This window comes from Brevibacillus formosus, from assembly GCF_003013405.1.
Lineage (GTDB): Bacteria > Bacillota > Bacilli > Brevibacillales > Brevibacillaceae > Brevibacillus > Brevibacillus formosus.
The window spans coordinates 19,178-41,879 of sequence record NZ_PXZL01000041.1; the positions used below are offsets into that span (position 1 = coordinate 19,178).

At 45.8% G+C, this 22,702-nt stretch carries 29 protein-coding genes; all 29 read right to left on the reverse strand.

Going from position 1 to position 22,702, the window contains the following annotated elements; all coding sequences use genetic code 11:
- Positions 1-58: 58 nt before the first annotated feature.
- The 29 genes from C7R91_RS27935 to cpaB all read right to left on the reverse strand — a co-directional run bounded on the left by C7R91_RS27935 (position 59) and on the right by cpaB (position 22,518).
- Positions 59-1,717 carry a peptide ABC transporter substrate-binding protein gene (locus tag C7R91_RS27935; RefSeq protein WP_047074801.1) on the reverse strand — a complete coding sequence of 553 codons (1,659 nt, stop codon included), beginning with the start codon at positions 1,715-1,717 and terminating at the stop codon, positions 59-61.
- Positions 1,718-1,818: 101 nt separating this feature from the next.
- The gene (locus C7R91_RS27940) at positions 1,819-2,844 is read right to left on the reverse strand and encodes an ABC transporter ATP-binding protein (protein ID WP_047074803.1); all 1,026 of its coding nucleotides are present in this window, start codon (positions 2,842-2,844) and stop codon (positions 1,819-1,821) included.
- Positions 2,845-2,849: 5 nt separating this feature from the next.
- Positions 2,850-3,767 (reverse strand): ABC transporter permease, encoded by a 918-nt coding sequence (locus C7R91_RS27945; protein WP_047074805.1) that lies wholly within the window; start codon positions 3,765-3,767, stop codon positions 2,850-2,852.
- The gene (locus tag C7R91_RS27950; protein ID WP_047074807.1) at positions 3,764-4,702 is read right to left on the reverse strand and encodes an ABC transporter permease; all 939 of its coding nucleotides are present in this window, start codon (positions 4,700-4,702) and stop codon (positions 3,764-3,766) included. Before C7R91_RS27950 ends, C7R91_RS27945 begins: the two co-directional genes overlap by 4 nt.
- A gap of 136 nt (positions 4,703-4,838) precedes the next feature.
- Positions 4,839-5,180 carry a DUF3870 domain-containing protein gene (locus tag C7R91_RS27955; RefSeq protein WP_047074809.1) on the reverse strand — a complete coding sequence of 114 codons (342 nt, stop codon included), beginning with the start codon at positions 5,178-5,180 and terminating at the stop codon, positions 4,839-4,841.
- 137 nt (positions 5,181-5,317) lie between these two features.
- Positions 5,318-5,881, reverse strand: a complete 564-nt coding sequence (locus tag C7R91_RS27960) for a hypothetical protein (RefSeq protein WP_047074812.1) — start codon at positions 5,879-5,881, stop codon at positions 5,318-5,320.
- A 55-nt stretch (positions 5,882-5,936) separates the two neighbouring features.
- Positions 5,937-6,353 carry a hypothetical protein gene (locus C7R91_RS27965; RefSeq protein ID WP_047074813.1) on the reverse strand — a complete coding sequence of 139 codons (417 nt, stop codon included), beginning with the start codon at positions 6,351-6,353 and terminating at the stop codon, positions 5,937-5,939.
- Positions 6,353-6,505, reverse strand: a complete 153-nt coding sequence (locus C7R91_RS29550) for a hypothetical protein (protein ID WP_162837773.1) — start codon at positions 6,503-6,505, stop codon at positions 6,353-6,355. Before C7R91_RS29550 ends, C7R91_RS27965 begins: the two co-directional genes overlap by 1 nt.
- Before the next feature lie 3 nt (positions 6,506-6,508).
- Positions 6,509-6,832, reverse strand: a complete 324-nt coding sequence (locus tag C7R91_RS27970; protein ID WP_236697993.1) for a hypothetical protein — start codon at positions 6,830-6,832, stop codon at positions 6,509-6,511.
- Positions 6,833-7,082: 250 nt separating this feature from the next.
- Positions 7,083-7,286 (reverse strand): hypothetical protein, encoded by a 204-nt coding sequence (locus C7R91_RS27975; protein WP_007725184.1) that lies wholly within the window; start codon positions 7,284-7,286, stop codon positions 7,083-7,085.
- Between the two features lie 29 nt (positions 7,287-7,315).
- Positions 7,316-7,462 carry a hypothetical protein gene (locus C7R91_RS29555; protein ID WP_007725181.1) on the reverse strand — a complete coding sequence of 49 codons (147 nt, stop codon included), beginning with the start codon at positions 7,460-7,462 and terminating at the stop codon, positions 7,316-7,318.
- 13 nt (positions 7,463-7,475) lie between these two features.
- Positions 7,476-8,315 (reverse strand): hypothetical protein, encoded by an 840-nt coding sequence (locus C7R91_RS27980; RefSeq protein WP_047074817.1) that lies wholly within the window; start codon positions 8,313-8,315, stop codon positions 7,476-7,478.
- Entirely contained in the window at positions 8,315-9,019 is a 705-nt protein-coding gene (locus tag C7R91_RS27985; RefSeq protein ID WP_236697992.1) for a hypothetical protein, read from the reverse strand. The genes C7R91_RS27980 and C7R91_RS27985 overlap by 1 nt, the downstream gene beginning before the upstream one ends.
- Positions 9,020-9,210: 191 nt before the next feature.
- Positions 9,211-10,563, reverse strand: coding sequence for an ATPase, T2SS/T4P/T4SS family (locus C7R91_RS27990; protein WP_047074846.1), 1,353 nt, complete (start codon positions 10,561-10,563; stop codon positions 9,211-9,213).
- On the reverse strand, positions 10,563-11,681 hold the full coding sequence (locus tag C7R91_RS27995) for a hypothetical protein (protein ID WP_047074820.1): 1,119 nt from the start codon (positions 11,679-11,681) through the stop codon (positions 10,563-10,565). The genes C7R91_RS27990 and C7R91_RS27995 overlap by 1 nt, the downstream gene beginning before the upstream one ends.
- The gene (locus C7R91_RS28000) at positions 11,678-12,466 is read right to left on the reverse strand and encodes an SAF domain-containing protein (protein WP_047074822.1); all 789 of its coding nucleotides are present in this window, start codon (positions 12,464-12,466) and stop codon (positions 11,678-11,680) included. The genes C7R91_RS27995 and C7R91_RS28000 overlap by 4 nt, the downstream gene beginning before the upstream one ends.
- Positions 12,463-13,341, reverse strand: coding sequence for a CpaE/TadZ family protein (locus C7R91_RS28005; RefSeq protein WP_047074823.1), 879 nt, complete (start codon positions 13,339-13,341; stop codon positions 12,463-12,465). The genes C7R91_RS28000 and C7R91_RS28005 overlap by 4 nt, the downstream gene beginning before the upstream one ends.
- Before the next feature lie 2 nt (positions 13,342-13,343).
- Positions 13,344-14,108 (reverse strand): hypothetical protein, encoded by a 765-nt coding sequence (locus C7R91_RS28010; protein ID WP_047074825.1) that lies wholly within the window; start codon positions 14,106-14,108, stop codon positions 13,344-13,346.
- A gap of 151 nt (positions 14,109-14,259) precedes the next feature.
- Positions 14,260-14,538: a hypothetical protein gene (locus C7R91_RS28015; RefSeq protein ID WP_047074827.1), complete on the reverse strand. Its 279-nt coding sequence runs from the start codon at positions 14,536-14,538 to the stop codon at positions 14,260-14,262.
- Between the two features lie 108 nt (positions 14,539-14,646).
- Entirely contained in the window at positions 14,647-15,264 is a 618-nt protein-coding gene (locus C7R91_RS28020) for a DUF4046 domain-containing protein (protein ID WP_047074848.1), read from the reverse strand.
- A 97-nt stretch (positions 15,265-15,361) separates the two neighbouring features.
- Positions 15,362-15,871, reverse strand: a complete 510-nt coding sequence (locus tag C7R91_RS28025) for a hypothetical protein (protein ID WP_047074829.1) — start codon at positions 15,869-15,871, stop codon at positions 15,362-15,364.
- On the reverse strand, positions 15,868-16,299 hold the full coding sequence (locus C7R91_RS28030) for a TadE/TadG family type IV pilus assembly protein (protein WP_047074831.1): 432 nt from the start codon (positions 16,297-16,299) through the stop codon (positions 15,868-15,870). The genes C7R91_RS28025 and C7R91_RS28030 overlap by 4 nt, the downstream gene beginning before the upstream one ends.
- Positions 16,296-16,793, reverse strand: a complete 498-nt coding sequence (locus C7R91_RS28035) for an A24 family peptidase (RefSeq protein WP_047074833.1) — start codon at positions 16,791-16,793, stop codon at positions 16,296-16,298. The genes C7R91_RS28030 and C7R91_RS28035 overlap by 4 nt, the downstream gene beginning before the upstream one ends.
- Positions 16,790-16,966, reverse strand: coding sequence for a hypothetical protein (locus C7R91_RS28040; RefSeq protein WP_012683911.1), 177 nt, complete (start codon positions 16,964-16,966; stop codon positions 16,790-16,792). The genes C7R91_RS28035 and C7R91_RS28040 overlap by 4 nt, the downstream gene beginning before the upstream one ends.
- Before the next feature lie 90 nt (positions 16,967-17,056).
- On the reverse strand, positions 17,057-17,971 hold the full coding sequence (locus tag C7R91_RS28045) for a type II secretion system F family protein (protein WP_047074835.1): 915 nt from the start codon (positions 17,969-17,971) through the stop codon (positions 17,057-17,059).
- A gap of 11 nt (positions 17,972-17,982) precedes the next feature.
- Complete coding sequence (locus tag C7R91_RS28050) at positions 17,983-18,879, reverse strand: type II secretion system F family protein (RefSeq protein WP_047074837.1); 897 nt, start codon at positions 18,877-18,879, stop codon at positions 17,983-17,985.
- 11 nt (positions 18,880-18,890) lie between these two features.
- Positions 18,891-20,378, reverse strand: a complete 1,488-nt coding sequence (locus tag C7R91_RS28055; protein ID WP_047074838.1) for a TadA family conjugal transfer-associated ATPase — start codon at positions 20,376-20,378, stop codon at positions 18,891-18,893.
- An 11-nt stretch (positions 20,379-20,389) separates the two neighbouring features.
- The gene (locus tag C7R91_RS28060) at positions 20,390-21,793 is read right to left on the reverse strand and encodes a CpaE/TadZ family protein (RefSeq protein WP_047074840.1); all 1,404 of its coding nucleotides are present in this window, start codon (positions 21,791-21,793) and stop codon (positions 20,390-20,392) included.
- Complete coding sequence (gene cpaB / locus C7R91_RS28065) at positions 21,790-22,518, reverse strand: Flp pilus assembly protein CpaB (RefSeq protein WP_047074842.1); 729 nt, start codon at positions 22,516-22,518, stop codon at positions 21,790-21,792. The genes C7R91_RS28060 and cpaB overlap by 4 nt, the downstream gene beginning before the upstream one ends.
- Positions 22,519-22,702 lie beyond the last annotated feature (184 nt).

Genomic DNA, 22,702 nt, shown 5'->3' on the forward strand with positions numbered 1-22,702 from the left:
AAAAAAGGGGGAGAGTCATTCCACCCGCCTGAAATGACTTCTCCCAACTTACTCCTTCTTACTTCACGACAGCTTTTCTCAGGTCTGTGTAGCTCAGTGAGGAGCTTTGTACACCACTCACCTTGTCGCTTGAGAGCAAGGAAGTGTTATAGAAATAAAGCGGTGCGATTGGCGCTTCATCCAACAAGATTTTTTCTGCATCATGCAGCAGCTTCAGACGTTTTACATCGTCTGGCTCCTTGTATGCGTCTTGGATCAGCTTGTCGAATTGCGCATTGCTCCAGCCCGTACGATTGCTTGCTGCCTTCGATTGGAAAATATCGAGGAAGTTGATCGCATCACCGAAGTCAGGCAACCAGGAAGAACGGGCAATTTGATACTGCAATTGTTTTTGCATATCCGTCAAAACTTTTCCTTCCACCTTTTGCAGCTTCACATCTACGCCCAGCGTCTGCTTCCACATTTCTTGCGCGGCTTGTGCCGTTTTTTCGTTAGCCGTTCCACTGCGGTAGGTGAGTGTAACCTCTGGCAGTTTTGTATAGCCTTTTTCTTTCATTCCTTGTTCCAGGAGCTTCTTCGCTTCATCTGGGTTGAAGTTCACCAATTCTCCGCCTACTTCACGGAATTGTCCTTCACCGTTGGCATCAGGCAAACCATAAGATACGAAGCCTGTTCCCGGCTTTTGTTGACGCATCAGCACCAGATCGACCAGTGTCTTACGGTCAATCGCCAAGCTAAAGGCTTTACGAATATTGGCGTTATCAAATGGCTCCTTCGTTACGTTGAAACGATAGAACTCTGTACCTGCTCCATCACGCACGAATACTTTGCCTTCTTTGAACAATTGGTCTGCCATGTCTGCCGGAACGGTTGTCGTTCTGTGCAGCTCCTCGTTCGTAAACATTTGATACTCGGTATTCTCGTCATCAATCATTTTCCAAACAGCGCCAGGCAGGGTTACATTAGCTGCATCCCAGTACGTATCGTTCTTCATCATTTTCAGTTCACTGTCATGCGCCCACTCTGTCAGCTTGAAAGGTCCGTTTCCAACAAAACTTGCTGCTTCTGCTGCCCATTTCGGGTCTTTTTCTACAGTTGCTTTGTGTACAGGGAAGAAAGCTGGGTTGGATGCCAACAGGAGCGTCCAGGAAGCTGGTTGAGCGAGCACGACCTCTAGTGTTTTGTCGTCCACCGCTTTTACTTTTACGCCATCCGCCGGTCCTTTACCGCTGTTATATGCCTCCGCTCCCTCAATAATGTACGCGAGGGATGCTGCCGGAGATGCCAGTGCAGGATCAAGCATACGTTTCCACGCGAATTCGAAGTCCTGAGCCTTTACCGGTTCACCATTGGACCATTTATTTTCACGCAGGGTAAAGGTGTAGGTTTTTCCATCCTCGGAGATTGTCCATTCGGAAGCGGCAGCTGGTTGAGGCTTTTGATTTTCATCCAGGCGAGTCAAGCCCTCCATCAAGTTGTTCAAAATGTTATAGGACGGCTCATCGAAGCCAATCGGCGGGTCCAATGATGTCGGTTCCTTGATATTATTCAACAACAGGAGCTTTGCCGCTTGATCGCCCGGCGTGGGAGCGTTTGGCTGAGCCGTGTTGCCTGGTGCAGGCTCACTCGGTGCAGCTGGTTGACCCGATGTACATCCAGCCATGAGCATAGACACACCCAACGTAGCCGTCAGCAACAATGTTGATAGTTTTTTCACTGTTTCTTCCCCCTTATTTTTTGTTTTTGTATGTCGTAAAAGGATAGCGCCGTCAACGACACCCTCTTTTACACGAATGCACTGCCCTCCAAAGCTATGAATCAAGTCCCCGTTGGCGGTTGCATCGACGCCAGCAACTTCTTCGCCCGTGGGTCCTGCAACCAGCAGGAAACCGCGTGTTTGCTGTGGACATGGGTCTCCGCAGGCTGGTAATTCCGACATACTTCCAACGCGTAGTCACAGCGCGCAGCGAATGCACAGCCAATTGGCGGGCTGAACAAATCCGGGGGTGTTCCAGGTATTGGGCTGAGCGGAATGGAGCGATCCGAATCCAAACGAGGCATCGACGCCAGCAAGCCTTTGGTGTACGGATGCTGCGGATTGTAAAAAATGTCGCGAACAGGTCCGGTCTCTACCACTTTTCCGGCATACATGACGTTGACCCGATCCGCAATCTTGGCGACGACTCCCAAGTCATGCGTGATAATAATGATCGAGACTCCCGTCTTTTGCTGAATGCTTTTGAATAGCTCGATGATTTGCGCCTGAATCGTTACATCCAACGCTGTCGTAGGCTCATCCGCAATCAGAATAGACGGCTTACAGACAAGCGCAATCGCAATCATGATTCGTTGGCGCATCCCGCCACTGAACTGGTGTAAGTACTGCTTGAGACGACTTTCTGGATTGGCGATTCCGACCAAGGTGAGAATTTCAATTGCTTGCCGCTTGGCTTCGCTTCTGGTGACCTTTTGATGGCGAATGATTCCTTCCATAATCTGCTCACCAATGGTGATGGTCGGGTTGAGCGACGTCATCGCATCTTGAAAGATCATGGAAATTTCTTTTCCACGCAGCTCGCGCATCTGCTTTTCCGGTAGCTTTGCCAGGTCCTGCCCTTTAAAATGAATGCTTCCACCCGCGATTTTTCCGATATGCTCCGGGATCAGACGCATAATGCTCCTTGCAGTCACGCTTTTCCCACATCCGGATTCACCAACAATGGCCAGTGTCTCCCCTTTGTTCAAGGTAAAGTTCACGTCCCGAACGGCGTTCACTTCACCGCCATGCGTCTTGAATGTGACCCGAAGCCCACTGACTTCCAGCAGCTTTTCCGTTTTATCCATGTTGCCTACCTCCTTGACTTCGGATCGAATGCATCGCGCAAGCCATCACCGAGCACGTTGAACGCGAGCATCGTCAGCGAGATTAGGAAAGCAGGGAAAAAGAGTCGCCACCAATGACCGGACAAAATGGTTGGGAGTCCATCATTCGCCATTACCCCCCAGCTAGCCATCGGTGCTTGGATGCCGAGACCGAGGAAGCTCAGGAACGCCTCTGCAAAAATCGCAGATGGAACAGATAACGTGACATATACAATGATGATGCCAATTGTGTTGGGCAGCAGGTGCTTGCGAATGATGTAGAAAGGCTTTGCCCCCATTGTTTTTGCCGCCAGTACGTACTCGGAGTTTTTCATTTGCAGAACCTGTCCGCGCACAGTCCGGGCCATCCCAATCCAGCCTGTCGCACTCAACGCGATAATAATGGTTAAAAGTCCTGGCCCCATAACGACCATCAGCAAAATCACAACCAACAAATAAGGAAGTCCGTACAAAATGTCGACGAAGCGCATCATGATGTTATCGATTCGCCCGCCCAAATATCCGGCAATTCCTCCATACAAGACACCAATGAAAAAATCGATAAGGGCTGCTGTCAAACCGACAAACAGGGAAATGCGCGCACCATACCAAACGCGGGTGAACACATCACGGCCAAAATCATCAGTACCAAACCAGTTCGCTTCCGATGGCGGTTTGTTTTTCATAATAATCGACTGTTTCGCGTATTCATGACCAGAGATTAGCGGTCCAATCGTAGCCATAACCCCAAGCAAGACAATAACCACCAACCCCATCAGAGCCAGCTTGTTTCCTCTCAGGCGAAGCCAAGCTTCTTGCCAAAACGTCAGTTGAGGTCGCACAATCGCTTCCGCATTGAGGTTATCTTTTCGCATGGGGACAAATAAATCATCAGAAACGATCATCCTTCGCTCTCCTTTCGATGCAGCTTAATTCGTGGATCAATGATGCCATACAGTACATCGACGACAAACATCAGGAAAATCAAAAGTGCGCTATAGAAGACAGTCGTGCCCATAATGACAGAATAGTCGCGGTTATTAATGCCTGCGACGAAATATTTCCCCATCCCAGGAATCGCAAATATTTTTTCGATCACAAAGCTTCCCGTTAAAACGTTGGCAATCAATGCGCCTAGTAGCGTAACGACAGGCAAAATCGCGTTACGAAGTGCGTGCTTCAACACGATCGTCGCTGGAGACAGCCCTTTTGCACGAGCGGTTTCAATGTATTCCTGAGTCAACACTTCCAGCATGTTGGTTCGAGTCAAACGAGCGATAATCGCAATCGGACCAAACGCCAATGCAAGCGCTGGCATAATTACATGCTGCCAAGTACCCCACGTTGCGGTGGGCAACAGCTTCCATTCGACCGCCAAATATTTGATTAATAAAGAAGCGACAACAAAGCTGGGAACAGATATCCCAATAACTGCAATAATCATGGCAAGGTAATCAATGAGACGGTTATGTCGTAGTGCGGCGATCACACCGAGTGCGATACCCGTGACAATCGCAAAGACGACAGAAATCAGTCCGAGTTGAAAAGAGACGGGGAATCCACGGGCGATCATTTTGTTGACCGTATCCGAGCTGTTGGCAATCGATGGTCCAAGGTCAAACTGCACCAGCTTTTGCAAGTACAGCCCGTATTGGACGAGTAGTGGCTTATCCAGGTTGTAGTAGGCATTGAGGTTCGCAGCAACTGCTTCGTTTAATGCCTTTCCTTCTTTTTCAAAAGGAGATCCTGGAACGGCATGCATCAGGAAAAAGGTGAGGGTAATGATGAGCCATAACGTCACGATCATGGAGATAAATCTGCGGAAGACAAAAGATAGCAAGGACTCTCCTCCTTTTCATCAAAAACTGACCTCTCGTAATAAGCAAAAAACCCAGCAAATGCACGCGATCATGGCATTTGCTGGGTTTTACTTACGTGTATGCCGTGCATACGAATAAATAAAGCAGCGGGTGTATTCATTTGGTGACTGTGGCTTTATTTCTCGTGGAAACTGCTTGTTTGTACTTCTTTTGGGCGTCCTTAAACGCTGCGATCAATGTTTTTTGGGAAGATCCAAAATACCGAAAGCGAATCTCTTCGCCAATTTCCTCCGACGCCATAATCGAATGACCGACAAAGATCGACCGAGCAAAATCAGACGTCAGTTGGACCGTGGAGGAACAGGCCGCATCTACGATCTTGTCGTTGGAAGTATCGACAACCAATCCAATAAAAAAAGCGCTGAATTGCTGTGTAATAGGATTGTTCGAAGAGGACTGTGCATCGCCTACGATATAAATGGTATCTTTATCAAACAAATCAATAACCCCACTTTTACTATGCTTAACGGACCGGCAAACGGGATGTTCGGAGAGCGACTTCCTCACAATCGCAAGCTGGGTAAGCACTTTCCTACATAGTACCAGAAGAATTTGCAATTTGCAAATAAGTCTGACTAATCTTTCAGTTCTTCTACAGATACGACCGGAAACGAGTGTGACGGCAGTATCGGCAGAAACGGTCGCTCGTCGATGTAGGCAACTACGACATGGGATGGACCGACCATCGTTTTCGGTGCTAGCTGCAGTTCCTCCCCACGCTCAGTTACGACGGTAATTTGCAGCATTCCACCTCCCGGACGAGCTGGTCCTTTCGTTGCTCGCTCTGTCACGAGAGTTGTCCCATTGTACTGCAGGCGTAATTGAAGGTCATTGCGCCACGAACGGAAATCCACATAATAGCGGGAGAAAGGAATGGGATCAGTGGTCACACTGTCTGCTTGAGGGACGAACATGGCTTGCTCACGACGGTAACCACCATTCTCATACATTCTGTCATCAAAACGTTCAAGAGCCTCATTTTCGAGCAAATCAATCACACCCTCTGTTTTCAATACAGGATCAACAGCAAAGGTGGCGTGATGATTAGACAACTCCAGGAGTATCTTCAGTTCTGTTTTTTTCTGCATGGCGATGTCTGCATCTACAATAAACATACCTACCAGCAAAAAGAACAACATCGTAGAAATGGATAAGATATTTATACCCGTAACAATAGCCTCCTAACGGGAGCTTTTACAGATCGTAGTCCATGATGTTAACTGTACCTATTCTTTGGACTTGCAAGGAATTAGCCGGCATTGGAATCCACGAGGTAAAGCCGGGGTATGGAATTGCCAGCTCCACGACAAACTCATCTTCGTGGCTCCACAGAACGGGATCAAGTGAACGAGTCCGAGTGACACTGACAGACAGCTCCTTATCTGGAATGGAGAACTTTTTCTCTCTCAGCTCCCGAGCGATCAATGCCCGAACCTCTTGTTGCAGGTTGGCTGCACTCGTCCCCCCGTGGTTGCTAACGTATTTTGTAGCGGCCGCGCTCACTTCCAATAATTCGTTCCTGGCCTGAACAACCGTATGTACCTGTAAAAGCCCTAATGGAACGAGTAGCATAACCATAATGTTCAGTAACACAGCGATTAATTGACCCATTAGCCTGTACCAAAACGCGTTACTTCAGCGAGCAAATCACCGAAAAACTGCGTACATGCCGAAAAGAGATTTTGCGGACCGTTGAGAAGCAGACCTACCGTCAAAGGCAAAACAATCGCCATTACAGCCAAAATGCTAATCATTTTATTCATGCACTACCACCCTGGATCAAAGTATTCGGACGGACGGCTTCCCGTAAAGGAAAAGGATGTATCCCCCTCCACAAATTTGTGCAGCCATTGGGTCACTTTTGAAGGCTGGATGGTAACCGACAGGGTAATCGTCTCCTGCCGCTCTTTGCGAGCCCGCTCGCTCTCGGTTCGAGGCCAACTCCCAGCAAACGCATCCCCCGTCACTTCCCAACCCAGTTCTTTCATTTTCAGAAGATAGTAATCTGCTAACATCGGCTCCAAATACCCGATGTCCTGCATATCATCCAGTAAGTCAGCATAGATTCCACGGGCAATCGCCCTTTCCATTGCGTACAAGTGGTAAGCTCCCAGTGCGGAAGTGATCAATAGAAGGACCAGTAGACAAATAAGAAAGACTTTTGCTTTCACCATTTTTTAGAAACGCCAGCTCTTCTTTAATGGAAGATGACCGTCGCTGCTCTATACACCCTTTCTTGTTGTGTCTGTTTAAGCTGCTCCTCCGGTTGGAGATTCCAAAGCACCGCGCACAAGCTCCCTACCATAATCGAAATGATGAGAAGTACGTGGATGTGCAACATCAGTTTGACGACGTATAGGATGTGCCGTTTTGCATTCTAAAGTTGATGTTTTCATTTCGGGTATCGTAGTTCAACGATGTGATGGATTGGTTAATGCTCTCGGCAGAATCGTTTGCCGCAGGGCTTAACTCATTGCCATAACTGCTGACACCGATCCCTAACACCATGACGCACGCTAAAAATATAAAAAACATTTTCGACATTTCAATTTTCCCCTTTTCTCATACGTGATTTAAGGTATAGCTTTGTCGATCCACCCAACTGCTCGATCTCTCAGCCCGTCTTCTCTCACTACCGATGTGTTTATTTCAGACAGGCTAGAAACAATTATTCCTAAAGAGAAAACGATGCACATGATGATAGATAATAGCTTCGTCATAAGTTGCTCCTCCTCAGGTCAAATATTTATCCAATATTTCTGTCAGCAGCTTATACCAAGGAAACATGGCTACCAATAAACCCATGTAAAATGCCGGGTAGACAATGACCGTGTAGCCAATCCCTAAAGACTTTATCTTTTTTCGATGACGAAACATTCTTCGATGATCGACAGCCCACTCCATTCGTTGCATAGTTGCACTTACTTGTCCTTCGCTCAGCGTCTCAATTGTACGCATACTTGATACGAGGATAATTCCGTCATCGACGCCAATTTTACGTTTAAAGCTCTCAAGAGCATCATTAGGGTCTCTGTTCCACTCAGATAAAGTAGGGATATATTCCTTTAGCTTTCTAGTCGGTCTTGCTGCCTTGACCATGGCATTGTAAATGGGCACCTGATTTTCCAGAAGGGTCACATATCGATTGATAAATCTGGCGATATCTGTGCTCAGCATGTCCTCTCTGTGATTTGCCCACATCTTCAAGCCCATGTAAGGAAGCATGTAACTGCCTGCAGTTGCCAGACACATCGACAGAACTGGGAATGATTCCATTCGACTCACGACGACCCACATAAGAATCAGGATGCAAACGGTACTTCCAGTCAACATTTGAAGAAACACCCACTCCGGTTTCCCCCATCCAAAAGGCCTTCCTGCTCGTGATAGTAACTGCTCCCATTTGTCGTCTTCGTCAGGCTTGAGTGCCTGCTCCCACTTTTCCCACCACACCCCAGAAACAAACAGCTTCGGCTTTTGCTTGTGAAACAAATACTTCCCGATCATAAACGCTGCACTAAAAACAAATAGAGCGCCTAATCCAAGGTAGGTATACATGATTAGCTTTGGCATTAGCGATATCTCCTTCCCCAAATAAAAGCCAATAGGATCGAAAAAATCCACACAGTCACCGCAATCGATAATATGGCTTGTCCATCTGGCGTGTAGAAATAGAGACGATAGGAATCCTGAAGCAACCCTTGATTGTAGGGGATCAAGCAAATGCAAATCGCTATGACGATTAACAGGCTGATCCAAATGGAGTATATTTCACTATCACGCTCATGCTTTTCATCTTGTTGTACAAACATCTCATTCGTTAACCGATTTAGTGGTGCTTGAATATCTTCTGTTTCCCCTTCCAAACCGCTGGAAATATACGTTGCAAAGTCAAAAGCCCATGGATGGTCCAGTCTCTGCGCAAACTGTTCCACTGCCGCAACCGAGTTTCCCCCATCCGAAAGGCTATTGTTTAGCAGAAGGAGGTCAGGTAATAACTCTTTGGGGCATTCCTCTATCATTTCGCGAAAAGTAAGGACAATGTTTTTTCGACTGTTATAATAACGGGAAAACAATTCTACGAAACGACAGAATGAGCTGATTTTTTTATTCATTTGTACGGTATAGCGCGCGTATAGGATCAGTGTTGGCAGCAAGAGGAATAAGAGAAAAAGCGATAAGGATACAATCATATTCCCTAGCAAAATACCCGAGATGAATCCCGCTATCCCGCCAATCATGGATAGTAATAAATACCCTTCTGGTTTACCTTCCACGATTTGACACCAACGCTCGAAGCATTCATACATCATGCGCCGGGTGGAATGCCTTAAGAATTTCTCTCTCCATACCTCAACTGTACGCGGGAAGAATACGCGCGGACTTCTCCATCCCTTATAAAAGTGTAAGCCGAGAAACAAAAAGCCAGAGAAGAGACATAGAAACACTGGGAAAAGAAACGTGTAAATCATAGTTGCCTGCTTATATCGGTGAGACGTAGCTCTTTCAACACTTCCATGTCGGCTTTGCCGACGTAACACATGTATTCAACTAAATGTGGGCTCAGTTGATTCCCCGTCCATTCATAAGCTCCCGTCTGCATGTTGCGACTTACAAGGGGAATAGATTCGACTCGGTTAAAAGCTGAATTCCACTCCGTCGTGTGAATGGCATCAATAAAACGGTGACCACTGTTGCGGTATGTAAGCGAATTGACAAAATTAACTGCCCTGCTAATTCGCTCCTGGGTCAGCTCGACACTTCGCCCTCCGTATTGATAAACAAGATCGGTCAAATCATGTAAAGCTCTATGAGCAAATCGTTCGTGCATCGCTCCGATTGTAGCGTCTGTCCCTCTGATTCCGGCATTTATAAAATGGTACGCTTCTATAGGCTCACGAATTTCGCCAATCAAAATCGTATTTGCTGTTGATCGATACATGTCTTTGAAGCAGTGCCCTAATTCAATGCCGATTTCCTCCACGTTTTGGAGTTCAATCACTTCCCCTGGCCAAATATCACCAAATCGCATCTCGTGTTCGCTTTCAAAGATCGTGATATATTCTGTCCGAGGGTCCTTCAGCTTCAACATGCACATCATCAACGTTGTTTTCCCTGCAGCCATCGGTCCAATAACCAGCACATTGCTGCGTCCGTACACTTGCTGTTCGATAAGCCATTGAATTCTTTCGTCGAAGGCTGGCTGTTGCTGTGTACGGAGTTGGTCGAGCGAAAACGCAGGTGTTGTAAATCTTCGAACCAGAATGGTTGGTACTCTGGAATAAGGGAAAGTGAACATGGTCAATCTCGCTTTTAGTGAATGTAAGTATCCGCTCAATCTTGGTTTTTTTTCGTTAAATGATAGGCCCGCTGTATTGGTCAATTTTTGTTGTAGGGTTTCAACCTCTTTCCAGCTTGGTGTGTAAGAGAGAAATTTTTTGACCCCTTGCTCCAAGTACGCAATGTTGCGGTTTGCAGAAATTCGCACTTCCTCTACCCACGGAGACAAATGGAGGACAGCATCGAGTATGCCCCAACCGTAAGTAGAAAAGGTGAGACCTTCGTAACCATTAACATGCGGCAAAATTTGTTCGGTTACGGGTCGTTGGAGAACTTCCTCAAAATAATGCTGTAAACGAAGAATAATATGATTGTGACTATCACGGTCTCCCTGTTCTGCCAGAGCGAGAATTCGTTGCATCTCTAGCTTCTCTTCTCGAGTTTTGCCAAAATGATTTAAATAATCTCTTGCTACTTGTTTAATGTCCTCGATGGTTTGGATGTCCGATTTAACTGGTTGTTCTCTATCTATCCCTCTCATCAGCAAAACACCGCACTTCTCTCCATATATTGTGCCTTAGCAATTTCCTTCAAACTGCTGATGTACGATTTGGGCGCGAAAAACTCTTCTATTAATACACTGCAGCTCTGATGAGATTGCATGAGCCTGCTCTCCGAAATGCGTGGTACTACACCGTAGACTGAAACATCCTCCCCGATTCGAAAAGGTTGCCCAGGATCTAAATGACTGAGCAGAACCTCGCATTTTACTCCTCTTTCTCTCCATTTATAAAGCCACTCTCTAGCACTATCGATACTAAAGGGATCAGCTCTCACGAATAAAAGATTGCGGTCAACAGTATGAAGCAACCTCTGTAGAGTCTCAGACTCAGGAAAGCAGTAACCCCAATCGACGTATACATAGTCAAACTGCATGCGAAACACATTAATTAGATTGCTTAATTCTGAGCTTTTCCATTTGCTAGCAGCATGAGCGTAATACAAATTAGGTAAGTGAGCGCTCTGTTTGCAGACATTGCTCCAGTTACGCTTGGCAGTTGTTTGTATATCGATAAAGTCAGGACGAAATAAAGATAATTGATGTTGTTGGAGTTTGAAGAATCGTGATAAATCCGGCTTAGCGTCATTCATATCAAGTACGACAATTCGCTTTTCAGGATGCTGCCTCGCTAGTATGACTGGATAATTAATACAAAAAGTAGTAATGCCAGAAGCACCGTAGCTCAATAAAGCGTAAACGAGCCCCTTTTCTTTTGATGATCGGATATCTACACACTCTTTGACGAAGCCTAGAATCAGACTGATTTGGTGGCGTATTTCTTCTTGGGATAAATGGGCTGATAACAGGTATACATGCTCTAGCCCGGACTCCTCAGCTACCTTCTCAATCATCTTCTCATCCCGATAGAGAGGAACAATAATTAACGGTGAGTTAGGCGGGAGCTGTGCTTTCAGTGCCGGAAGCCATTCCCAAACGGGAGAGTTGAACATTTCGGAAAAGATCACGGAAGCTTCTGGCATATAAAGCTGCACAAGCCTTGAAAACTCCGCCGCCGACTCAGCTACCAGCACATCACTGTACACAGGCATATACGTCTTGGCGAGTGACTTCATCGGATAACAAACTAAAATTTTCATGACGCTTGCTCCTTCGAACCCATGATATGACCTACCTGAAGCATCCCATATGACATTGCCTCGCTTACTATCACATACTCCTCGTCTGTCAAATTAAAGCCGATAAAAGCAGGTAGTGCTGTTGGCTGAACTCTGTAGTCACGATATCGTTTTTCGCCATTCTGCAACGGTTTTTCTCGTGATCCATGAAAGATGGAATCCATCTGATCAGGCGATGGCAACAAGCTCGGCTTTAATGTATAGATCTCAATACCATTACTGTCCCTCACGCTTGCAAGCTGACTTTCAAATAACAGATCTGCCGTATCATTAGTTTTTTGAAAATGTATTGGTGCAGGATAGCCTTGCAGTTCCGAAGGACTCTTGTATTTGACCCAAATTTTCACATGATCGCCCTTACGTAATTCCGTTAAAGGATGAATGGATAGTAGGGGGAACTCGTAACGCGCCTCCCCTTTTTCCGGTAAAAGCTGCGAATCTGTCAGCTTCTCCACTAATAATTGCTCGCCTTCGTATATAGTCTGCGTGCTCCTTTTCCCCAGAACGGTATCCAAATCACGCGCTGAACCTGGAAGAATTTCATCCACCTCTTCCTGTACAAGTATCACGTCATCTTGTGTAATTGGCTCAAAGGCTGATATTTCTTTCCCTGCGGCTACCTTTACGACTGGGGCAAACAGCTTTTCCGCAGCCATCGCGTCAATATATTGAGTCGCTGCATAAAAGGACGACCCTGCTAGCAAAAACGAAATTAAGCAAATGACAAGCAATGTTTGCTTCTTCATAACATCCTTCCTTTATAAGCATGAATCAATGACTGAAACTCAATCTCTTCCTCGGGGAAAAGCTCCAAAAGTAGATTGGCTTTGGCGCTTGCCATTGCTGTTTTCTCTCCATCCATCAACGGAATCATGTCAGTTACCTGTATGCCTCCAGGCTGCTGATCCCATAGGGAGAGCGTTCCTTCTACTTTTTTCATGATGCTTGTCCGAGACAACCGGCTATTCCACTTGTTTGCTATCATTTTTATTTTTCTTCTTTCTGTCTTCCACCAAGCAGGGATAGGCTCTACCAGGAATAAACGGGTAAGCCTAGCCAAATCGGCATCAAAAACTACCCATATTTCGTCGGCATGCTCAAAAATTTGTTTGGAGTGGATATCATTCCAGTAGGAAGAAACATCAATGACAACAATGGGACTATCCTTACAAACTCGTAGTAACCAGTTGGCTGTATCTGCTTGAGAAGATTCGTGCTGAAGTTGTGCTGGGGGTTCTATCTGGATGCGAAGATGGTTATTCTGCATGAGGAGCAATGATGTAGGAGAGTCTCTTACTCTTTGTTGAGCTCTACGTTCAAAATCTAGAGCAAAATAATAATAGGATGTCACTTTTGGCAACTCGCAAAGGGTAACAGGAATACCTTTTCCGGACCATGAATACGCTAGGTTACTCGCAAGAAAACTAGCTCCAGCCTGTGCATACAAACTCATAACGGCAATACATTTACGCTGATACGACTCCTGTTGATCAACTATTTGTGGAGAAGCAAGCTTTTCTTTAAGTACTCTCCATTGCCGCTCTTCCTCAATAGACTGTGAAAACTCCTGCTGCTCCAAATCACGGAACCTGGAGACAAAGCGGCTCATTTGGTGAAACATGATTATCCCACCTGGGAATCATTTGATTTATTTTTACTGGCGATGTATTTCTCAAATTTCTCAACCATCTCTCGAACAGTGAGGGACTTGCGATGATAATAGTATATTTTGCGAAGCCGCTCCCGTTCCTGAGCTGTCATTTCTGGTCTCACTTTCATGGCTAGCTCGATTAACAGAGCGAGCTCGACGTTGTTAGGTCTTCCCCTTCTTGGTGGATTGGCAAATAGCTCCTGCTGCTTCTTATTAAATGCGTTTGGGTACTCTACCAGCCACATGTCTACCAACGTTTCAATATCTTCATGTGTACGTACTCCGAGCTTCATCAAGTATTTAAAATATGTAGGGATGGGACGTTCACGTATCTGGCCATTTTGCCATCGGGCGAGGAACCCATTTGGCATAGTTAGGAGCTTGGTTACGTCTCGGATGAGTGCTATCCGATTTGGCGATTGGTATTGAACGACTGCTTCCTTTACCAGCGTAAACAAAATGTCATGATAATTGACGCCTTTATACCCGCTTCCATACTCTGTGATGTACCATTCCTCAACTGCACGATCAAAATCTCTCCGGCAATTCGATAACTGAAGCTGATTCAGATGCTCATAAAACTCTTCCAGATCATACTGAACCATAAACTCTTCCTGGTAATCTCCAAAAACAAAAGCAATAAAGGATTCCTTAAACTCTTCCAATGACAACAATGTCAGCTTGTTTGTCTCCTCATAGCAGCGGTTGACTAATTCGATTGCACTCTTTGCCAACACGTCAAGATACCCCCATTTTCCTTTTTATAGAACGATAGATATTCTCCAACAGCGTTCTCAACTCGTCGATGAATCGTATTTAGCCTGATAAACCAGGCATTTCGCTTTATGGGTCGCCTCACACGCACCCGTGCAAGGCGATTAAGAGAACCTACTCAGTTACAAAGTAAAGTTCTTCTCCGGTCGCGAAAAGAAGAGCGATCCTTCCCCCGCGCTCCATGACGGTTGGAGCATTCTCCATTACTATTAGCCCGTCATTGAGTACTACTCTGTCTCCAAATCGATGTACGGATTCGATCTGGAACGCTCCCTGCGGAACTCTTTCCACTGAAAGATGTCTGCCGGGTTTGTGCTTCTGGTAGCGTACTTGTCGCCCTAGAAGCTGCTCCACGGATGCAGAGCATTTCTGGTGAGCCTCTACTGTTGCCATACGCAACGCCTCCTTCTCTCACCTGTAGAGTACGGCCGTTTCATCTGCTTATAAGCCTATGAAACTATCTCTACCGTAAAAAAAGACAGCAGGGTTGTGCAAATATTTTTATAACTCTTCCCAATAAGAGGGATCACTCAGTTCGGGATACATTTCAGTGACCATATCAAACGGTGAAAAGTAGAGTGTATCGACGAGAATCTTGAGTTTATATGTTTTCAGGAGCGTATAGGCTCTCTCTGTTTTGCTGAAGATACTTGGTAGTTGACGCAAATCTGCCAGCTTTAGCAGATGCTTGCACATGTAGTCGACGCATATTTTTGCCCGTTCCTCACCCTTTATGCTCTGAAAATAAGCTGGGGGAAAATGACGTCTTATGCCTGAAAGAACTTCTTGGTAAACCCACAACACTCGTTGTTCTTCTGAAAGCCGAGGTAAATACGGATAAGCGAATTCGACGAAGTAATACACATCCTCCGCCTTTGCCTCGATAGGCGGCTCAATAAATTCTCTCACCAAATGCAGCTTTAGTTCTTTGACATCCTGCAAGCTCAATTCACGTCTCGCCTGCTCAGGAGTCCATCTTTTTACATTTTCAATCGCATATCTAACAACTAATTGGACTTTTTGCTTTCGGTACATCACATCTTCGAACTCATACGGGGAAAAACGCTTTTGCTCTCCATTAAGAATTCGTTTGTACCGATCAACTATTTTTGAGGGCACTGTCATCTCACTCCCATCCCCATTTCTGGAATATGCTACTAAATTACCATGCGGGATTAGGACAAAAATAACAGTATCTTCGTTCAAAATTGTGACTTTATTCATAGAGCCCAGACTGGGAGACTCTGTTCATTTTTACAAAAAGCTCATCCCAAAATACAGGTATATTTTTTTCAACCTTTACTTCTAAATGGTAGATTCCTTGCAAGTACAAATAAGGCCGTTCACCTTTTTGGTGAATGACAGAGACCTCATCACTTGTCCCCTCTAGATTCGGCCTGTTTAACCTCCAAAGAACCCCCGCTTCTTCACGTGCCCCGCGAATGATATCCGCATCACGCTCTTCAGCTTCTTCTGTTGTCGCAAACAATCTGGTTTGCTTATCTCCGTTTGTATCCACGTACTCCCATTTTCCAGCCGTACGTGCTCCTTTGGTAATCAGATCTGCCGTATGTTGCATCTTCATTTTTAGATAATCTGTTTGCTCCAAAAATAACAAGATAGAGAGCAGACTGCCCAAGCAGAAGAGAAAGAAGAGCACAGTAATCATTGTTGCCCCGCGCTCTTCCTTCACTCGAATCAAAAAATGATGCAACGAATCATTCATTGCTTCTCCTCCGCATTTTCAACCATCATGTGATAGCTTTCCGTTATCTCGAATAATTCTCCCGTGGCGAGAAGCCGAAATGAAACTGTTGCTTCAGCTTTTACATGACTGCCTTTTCTCCAGCCGTTCCCATCAAGCTCCAGCTGCACATCTTTGTGAATGACTCCAATACCTTGTGCTAATTCGGATGTACCTCGCTGTTTCGCATGGAATTTGGCCAAACCGAAATTAGGCTGCACTGCAGCAATTCTCCCCGCCTCATACGCAGCCGCCAATGCCTTTTGCTTGTTGTACATCATGCTGAATTGGTCAAAGGAGAATACGATCAAGATCCAAACTAAAGGAAACACTAAAATAAACTCGATCATTTGGCTGCCTCGCTCATCTTTCACCCTCGCACGTATCACTCGTCCCATGCGTATGATCATCTGCTTGCTCCGATGACATCACATACGAAATGGAACACAAAAGCACCCAGCAAATATACGGCGTAGGGGAATGAAAAGGCTGTTTTTTCCCTGCCTGGAAGCCAAACTTGTCGATGAGCTGTCCATCCGGCTGCTATAATTTGAAGATTGTTGTGAAGGCGAGCCCAATTTTGCGGATAGAACACCATAACAATCAGGCACAAAATGATAGAATGCAAAAACAAAGAATACACAACGCTCCAGCTCGTCCAAGCCCCAACCGCCATTAGTAGCTTTTGATCACCCATCCCCATCCCTTTTAAGAATACGGGGCCAACTGTCAACAAAAAGGCTCCTGCCACACCTAACAATGCTCCGGCTAATAATTCACCTTCCCACTGATACCATAAACCCACAGCAATCACTGGAAAAACAAGAGTATTCGGTATTTTTCTTTGTCTCCAATCCATCCATGCTGCCGCCCCTAATACGCCTAGCAAGACTACGTTTGTCATTTGCTTATCTTTTCTTGCAGTTCCTTCAGCTTCTCGTCTTCGGCAGTGCCTAATTGTGTCAGTGTCGGAATAAGCACAATCAAGATGACAGCAATGATAATGACCATTTCCACGATCGTAACACCGTCCTCCTCATACCAAAAACGCTTGACGTAATCTGCGATGGTTCCCATTCCATTCACTCCTCATTGAGATTTTGGTTCTATTATCACTCTGCCAAAAGACAGTGCCTCTCGCAAAAATATTTACACATGCTTCTTTTTCTACAAGCTTTCCCCGATGCCAATGAATGCAGGACCCATCACCAAGAACAACAGCGGCAGACCCATTAACAAAATGACAAAAGGCAATAACCTGATATTCAACCGATTCATATGGGTAGCAGCTTCATCTTCTTGTTGTCTCACTTGCTCCTCTACTTGGGCAGACAACATTTGTGATATGCTTACCCCTTTTTTCATCGCCTCGTTCATCTCCAGCGCGATGGTAGTCAACGAATCTACCTCCCACCGAAAGGCCAACTCTTCAAGCGCCTTTCTCCAGTTCCCATGCTTTTTTTCACCCATTTCTAGGCTCGCGAGCTCTCTGCCGAGTCTTGCATCAAAACGCCTCGCTGTCTGCTTAACAGCTTGCTGCAATGGCGTGCCTGCTTCCACCAGTGATTGCACAATGCTGAAAAAGATAGGGACCTGCTCTCGAATTTCAGCTTTTGCTCGCTTGTCCGCCCGATCTAGCAGCATGTTCGGCAACAAGTACAAAAATAAGCTAAACATTAAGGGAAGCCCATCCACCGTACCAACTTTTTCACCGTTCACCATGCTCATTGACAATGAAGATAGTGATGAAACAATGAAACACATACTGATGAGCCGGAACAAAACAATCTCTGTCAGGCTTATATCGATCCCCAGACGAGCCAATGTTTCCTCTATTTTTTTCTTATCAATACCCGTCCATTTGTAGAAATGCTGTAGCAGTACTTGGTTTTTCTCCAAGCTTTGAATCAGTGTCCACCTTTTTCTTCCTTGTTGAAACGATTGCTCAAGCTTGGCTTGTTTCTCGGAGTCAATCCTGCCGGATAGAGTGGCGGAGACTGGTTCCCCTTTACTCACACAATACGGCAAGCCGTACAGAAATATAGCAACACTCACCAGTGTACTAAGAACGAGAACGAACATTGCATCCTCTCCTATGCTCCCCTGCTTATGCTTTTATGCGCAACATAACGAATCGCTTCTCCCCCAATCAAAATAGAAGCCAAGCTTGCCAAAATAAGAAACCGTCCCCCCATTGTGGCCGTTAGTGGGTCGAAATGATTCGGATTATTCACATACAACGCAATGACAAAAACAAACGGCATGACACTTAGTAAATTCACTTGTGCAACGATCTGAGCCATAGCTGCTTTTTGTCTACGGAGCGACTGTCTGCGCCGCAATATCGAAGAGGCAGCCAAATCGAGCGTTTTGGCCATATCTCCCCCCATCTCACGTTGAATGTGGACGATAGTTGCTAAATATTTGACATCTGCTGATCCTGTGCGTTCAAAGAATCGATTCATTACGTGCTCCAACGGGACTTGTGCCCGCAATAGCTCTACAATACGCCTGTATTCCTCTAAAACGATTTCTGATAAAAACGGACTAGCTGCTACCTGTTCAAACGCATGCAAATACGATGGAGAAGTACGTAAAGAACTGGCCATGAGGCGAATTGCTTTTACATTGCCTGCTTCGAACTCGTCCTTTCGACGAGCTCCCCATACACTCACTAATCGTTCAGTGAACATAATCCCCGCCAGCAAAGCAGGCAGTGCCATCCACCAAGACTGCAAGATCTGACTACTTACACCAAAGGACGCGATCCCCAATAAAAAAGAGAGGGTCACATACTGGTTTACCCCCCACCCTGAGCGCGATTTGACCAGCCTCTCCTCAAACTGCTTCCAAATAGTTTTTCTGTCCTGTTGCAGCACTTCTACGATTTCGTGCTTCCCCATTGGTTCTCGCATATACAATTTGTTGGGCAAGATCAATAACAGGATGGCCATCCCCATCCCGAGTGCAACAGGTAAGCTAACGTCCATGCTTTCCCCTCCTATAGCGGTATTGGTGTGGTGAAAAAGACTTGCTCAATCTCCTCTCGCGACAGCCCTTTCTCTAGCCATCGCTTAATCAGCCGCTCTGGGCGATAGCCTGTCCATTTGAAGTGACCCTTTACTCTCCCATTCTCCACCCCTGTTGCTTCGTACACGTATATATCCTGCAAATACACCCGATCAGGGAGAACCTGTTTAATATTGCAGGCTCGCTTTATCCATTCTTCATGCGATTGCCCCGTCCCAACTACCTCCGTTATCGCTACCACCTTGCGACTGCCATCTTCTTCAAAACGTTTTACTTGAACAATCAGATCCAGTGCTGAACCGATCATTAAATTGCGCTCTTCGGAACTATACCCTTCATCTGCTTTTCCAAATAAAATGGGCAATGTTGAATCAACCAAAGCACGCGGTGAGTTTGCATGCGCTGTGCTCCAGCTACCAGGGTGGTCCGTATTCATCGCCCAAAGCATATCTACGATTTCCCCACCTCGTGTCTCACCGACCATAATGACATCCGGCCTTTTTCGCAAGGACAAGCGAACACAATCCTTGATCGAAAACCCACCCTTCCCCTCGTAATTTGCAGGTTTCGCTAAAAATCTGCGTACAAAAGGATGCTGAAGCTTCATCTCTAAAACGTCCTCGATCGTAATAATACTTAAATGATCAGGGACGTATTGGGAGATAAGATTGAGCATGTGTGTCTTGCCTGAGCCTGTTCCTCCACTGACAATGCCAGATGCACGAGATAAACGTACGGCTCTGTTTAAAAAGAGAAGCATGGGCTCACAAATGGAACCGTACCGCAAATAATCGGATTCACTGAGTAGCTCACGGTGTTTTCTGATCGTGAGCATATGACCATCGGGAGAAATAGAGCGATGCGTAGCAGCAACCCGGGAACCGTCCGGAAGCTGTGTATGCAACTCTGCTTTTGTTTCATTAAACTCACGTCCCATTGTCGCTGCAATCTGTTCCAATAAGCGCAGCAGCTCTTCCTCATCGCGAAAAACAGCAATGTCCGGAGATTCAAGACGACCAGTACTTTTTCTTTCAATGACGAGATAGTTATATCGATGAAAAAGAATCTCCGTGATGTCGTTATCCTCTAATAAAGCGTCTAATGGGCCCCAACCCGTCAAGGAATGCAGCAGTCGTTTTACTTCTGTTTCCATTTGTATGGATGTCAGGGTGGTTTGCGACTCCAGCAGTATTCGAATATCTGCCGTCAGCTCATCTAAAAAAAGTGGGGAATGCTTTTCCTCCCATAATCGCTTTCCGTATTTCTCGACAATCTGGGTGCGAATCGACGTTTCTCTATCTGTCCCAACCCATTTTTCATTCGTCCGCTCGTGATCCGGGGCTTGCATTTTTTCGTGAAGCGTCGTAGGAACTCCCGCCATTCCCCTCCCCGCTGATCGTATTTCTTGCGTAGGGCGGACTTGATTAGAAATGCCTAGTAACTGTTTTTTATCGAACATGACACCCTCCCTCATCCCCATAACCACTTGAAGAGAGATGTTTTCTCTTTTGGTTTCTCTCTTCCATCCGCCTTCACTTGCTCCTCATCTACGGGGAACAGTGCTTTTCCTAGTGTCTCAATGGCTTCCTTGGCCGGAATTCTCCCTGACTGGAGCATGACCGGCGTTCCGGTGTTAATCGATTTTTTTACTTCCACATCGTCAGGTATGGAGAAGATTTTTTTGCTAGGGTGAAGTTGGAAGTAGGCCCGAATTTCATCTAAGCTAAACATTTCTTTCCGCTGCAAACGATTCATGCAAATTTGAATGCGTTCTTCAGGATACTCTGCTTCCCTCAACAGTTTCAGCAATCGTTGAATATTTTCAATGGAGTCTACCACCGGATTTCCCACCATCACGACATGTTCTGCAAAAAATAGAGCTTGAATCGTTGCATCTGTTGTATCCGGGGCCGTATCGATAAGAATGACGTCGTAGTTGCTTTGTTTTAACGTTTCGAGAATCAGATATAAATGATAGTCACGGATTTCAAAGCTTTGCCGAATATCACGGGGGGACGTAAGTACATGCAATCCCGTATCAGGATGAGCAACCACATATTTCTCGATTTGTTGAGGAGATAACGGCAAGGCTTGTGCGTATTCCTGCCATTCCTCACTGCTAATGGAATACGGGTCTTTTCCTTGACCCTGAATATACGAATGCAACTGAGTATCAAGATCTTTTACCCACGTAAAAAGATTCGGAGTACGGGGGAGATTCAAAGTAGTCGCAAATGTACCGAGATCAAGATTGAAGTCAACAGCGATTACCCGCAATGAGACACCCTCGTTTTTTTGCATGGAAAAGAAAATCGCTAGCTCACGGGAAATAAATGTTTTTCCTACACCGCCTTTGGGGCCGTAAACAGTAATAAGTTGTTTGGAGCGAGTCATTTCAGGAACCAGACTACCTGTGATCGGCTCGGAGAATGAAGGCGGCTGGCTCGGATAGCTCTTGGTCTGTTCCTGGATTACATACTGGTGTTGTTGTGGAGCAGCTTCTGCTACCATGCCTGGAGGTTGTATCATCATGGCTAACGCTTCGATTTGCCCTGGTTCAATGGGCTTGGCAATAACCCATAAGCCTAAGTTCCGGAAAAAAGGCTCCCACATTAATTCATTGCTTGAGCAAGCAGCAATAAATGAAAGATGAGGAAAGGCTAGCCGAAATTGCTGACACAACACACCTCTTTCCGTTCCCTTTATACCACCCAGCAACACCAAATGGGGTTGGTTTTCCTGTAATTTTGCCCATGCCTCTTCCACTCCGAGTGCTTCCCCGCACACTTCGATCCATCTGCTGTTTATAAGTTGCGCCGTTAACAAACGAACTGAATCTCGATCGTCATCTACTATGAGCAAACGTCTTTTCACTCATGCTCCTCCTTTTTAATACCCCAGCGTGTTTTCGTCTTCATTAAATCTGAAGCGAATTTTACGTCTCCTATTCCCGGATTTCCCTCATCCTTCACTGCAGCTAAGCCCAATCTGATTTTTCCATAATGAAGTGCGTGTGTTAGCAGAACAGCCTCATCTCGTGTCAGGGAGAGAGTCACAGCTACCAGATTGGGATGATCGCCTTCCATTTCGCGTTGGATGCCAATGATTGGCATGTTTTGCAATAGGAGTCCAGAATGTGCTCCTGTCTCATCTTCAAAGGAAGCATAGACGTGCACCCTTTCTCCGCTTGATACATGCGGTGAAACTCCTGCTACATTGTCTACGGGGATGCTCATACCTGTCATTTTTTCTGTGATCACTCCGCTGCCTTGCGCATTACTGGTTTGTTCCAAATCACTTTGCAATAACGGTCGGCCTCCCTTCACTTGACGGGTGAATGCTAAACCGACAAGACTCTGTCCTTCTTCCCATGGAATCAAGCCTGGAATTGGGGCAATGGGTTGTTGAAAGATCCCTCCCAGTCTCAGTGTTAATGGCTCCATATCCCTTGCTTCAAGTAATTGACCACTTTCTTTTTCTACTGTTGATCGCAATTGAATATAGGTCACTTGATGCGGCTTCAAAATGCTGTAGGTCGCTACACCAATACTTGTAGCGAGAAGCAATATAGCCAAAAGTCGTAACGGATGTATGGACATTCTCCCCCTCCTTCCATTGTTTCTAGCGTAGGGGAGAATAGAGGGACAAAAAAAGAAAACGAAAAAACCGTGCAGATCGAATGCACGGTTAACCTATTACATAACAAAAAAAGCTGCATTCTCCATTACTTTTACAAGTAATCGGGAATACAGCTTTTCGCCTCATTCCTTCAAAACTGAATAC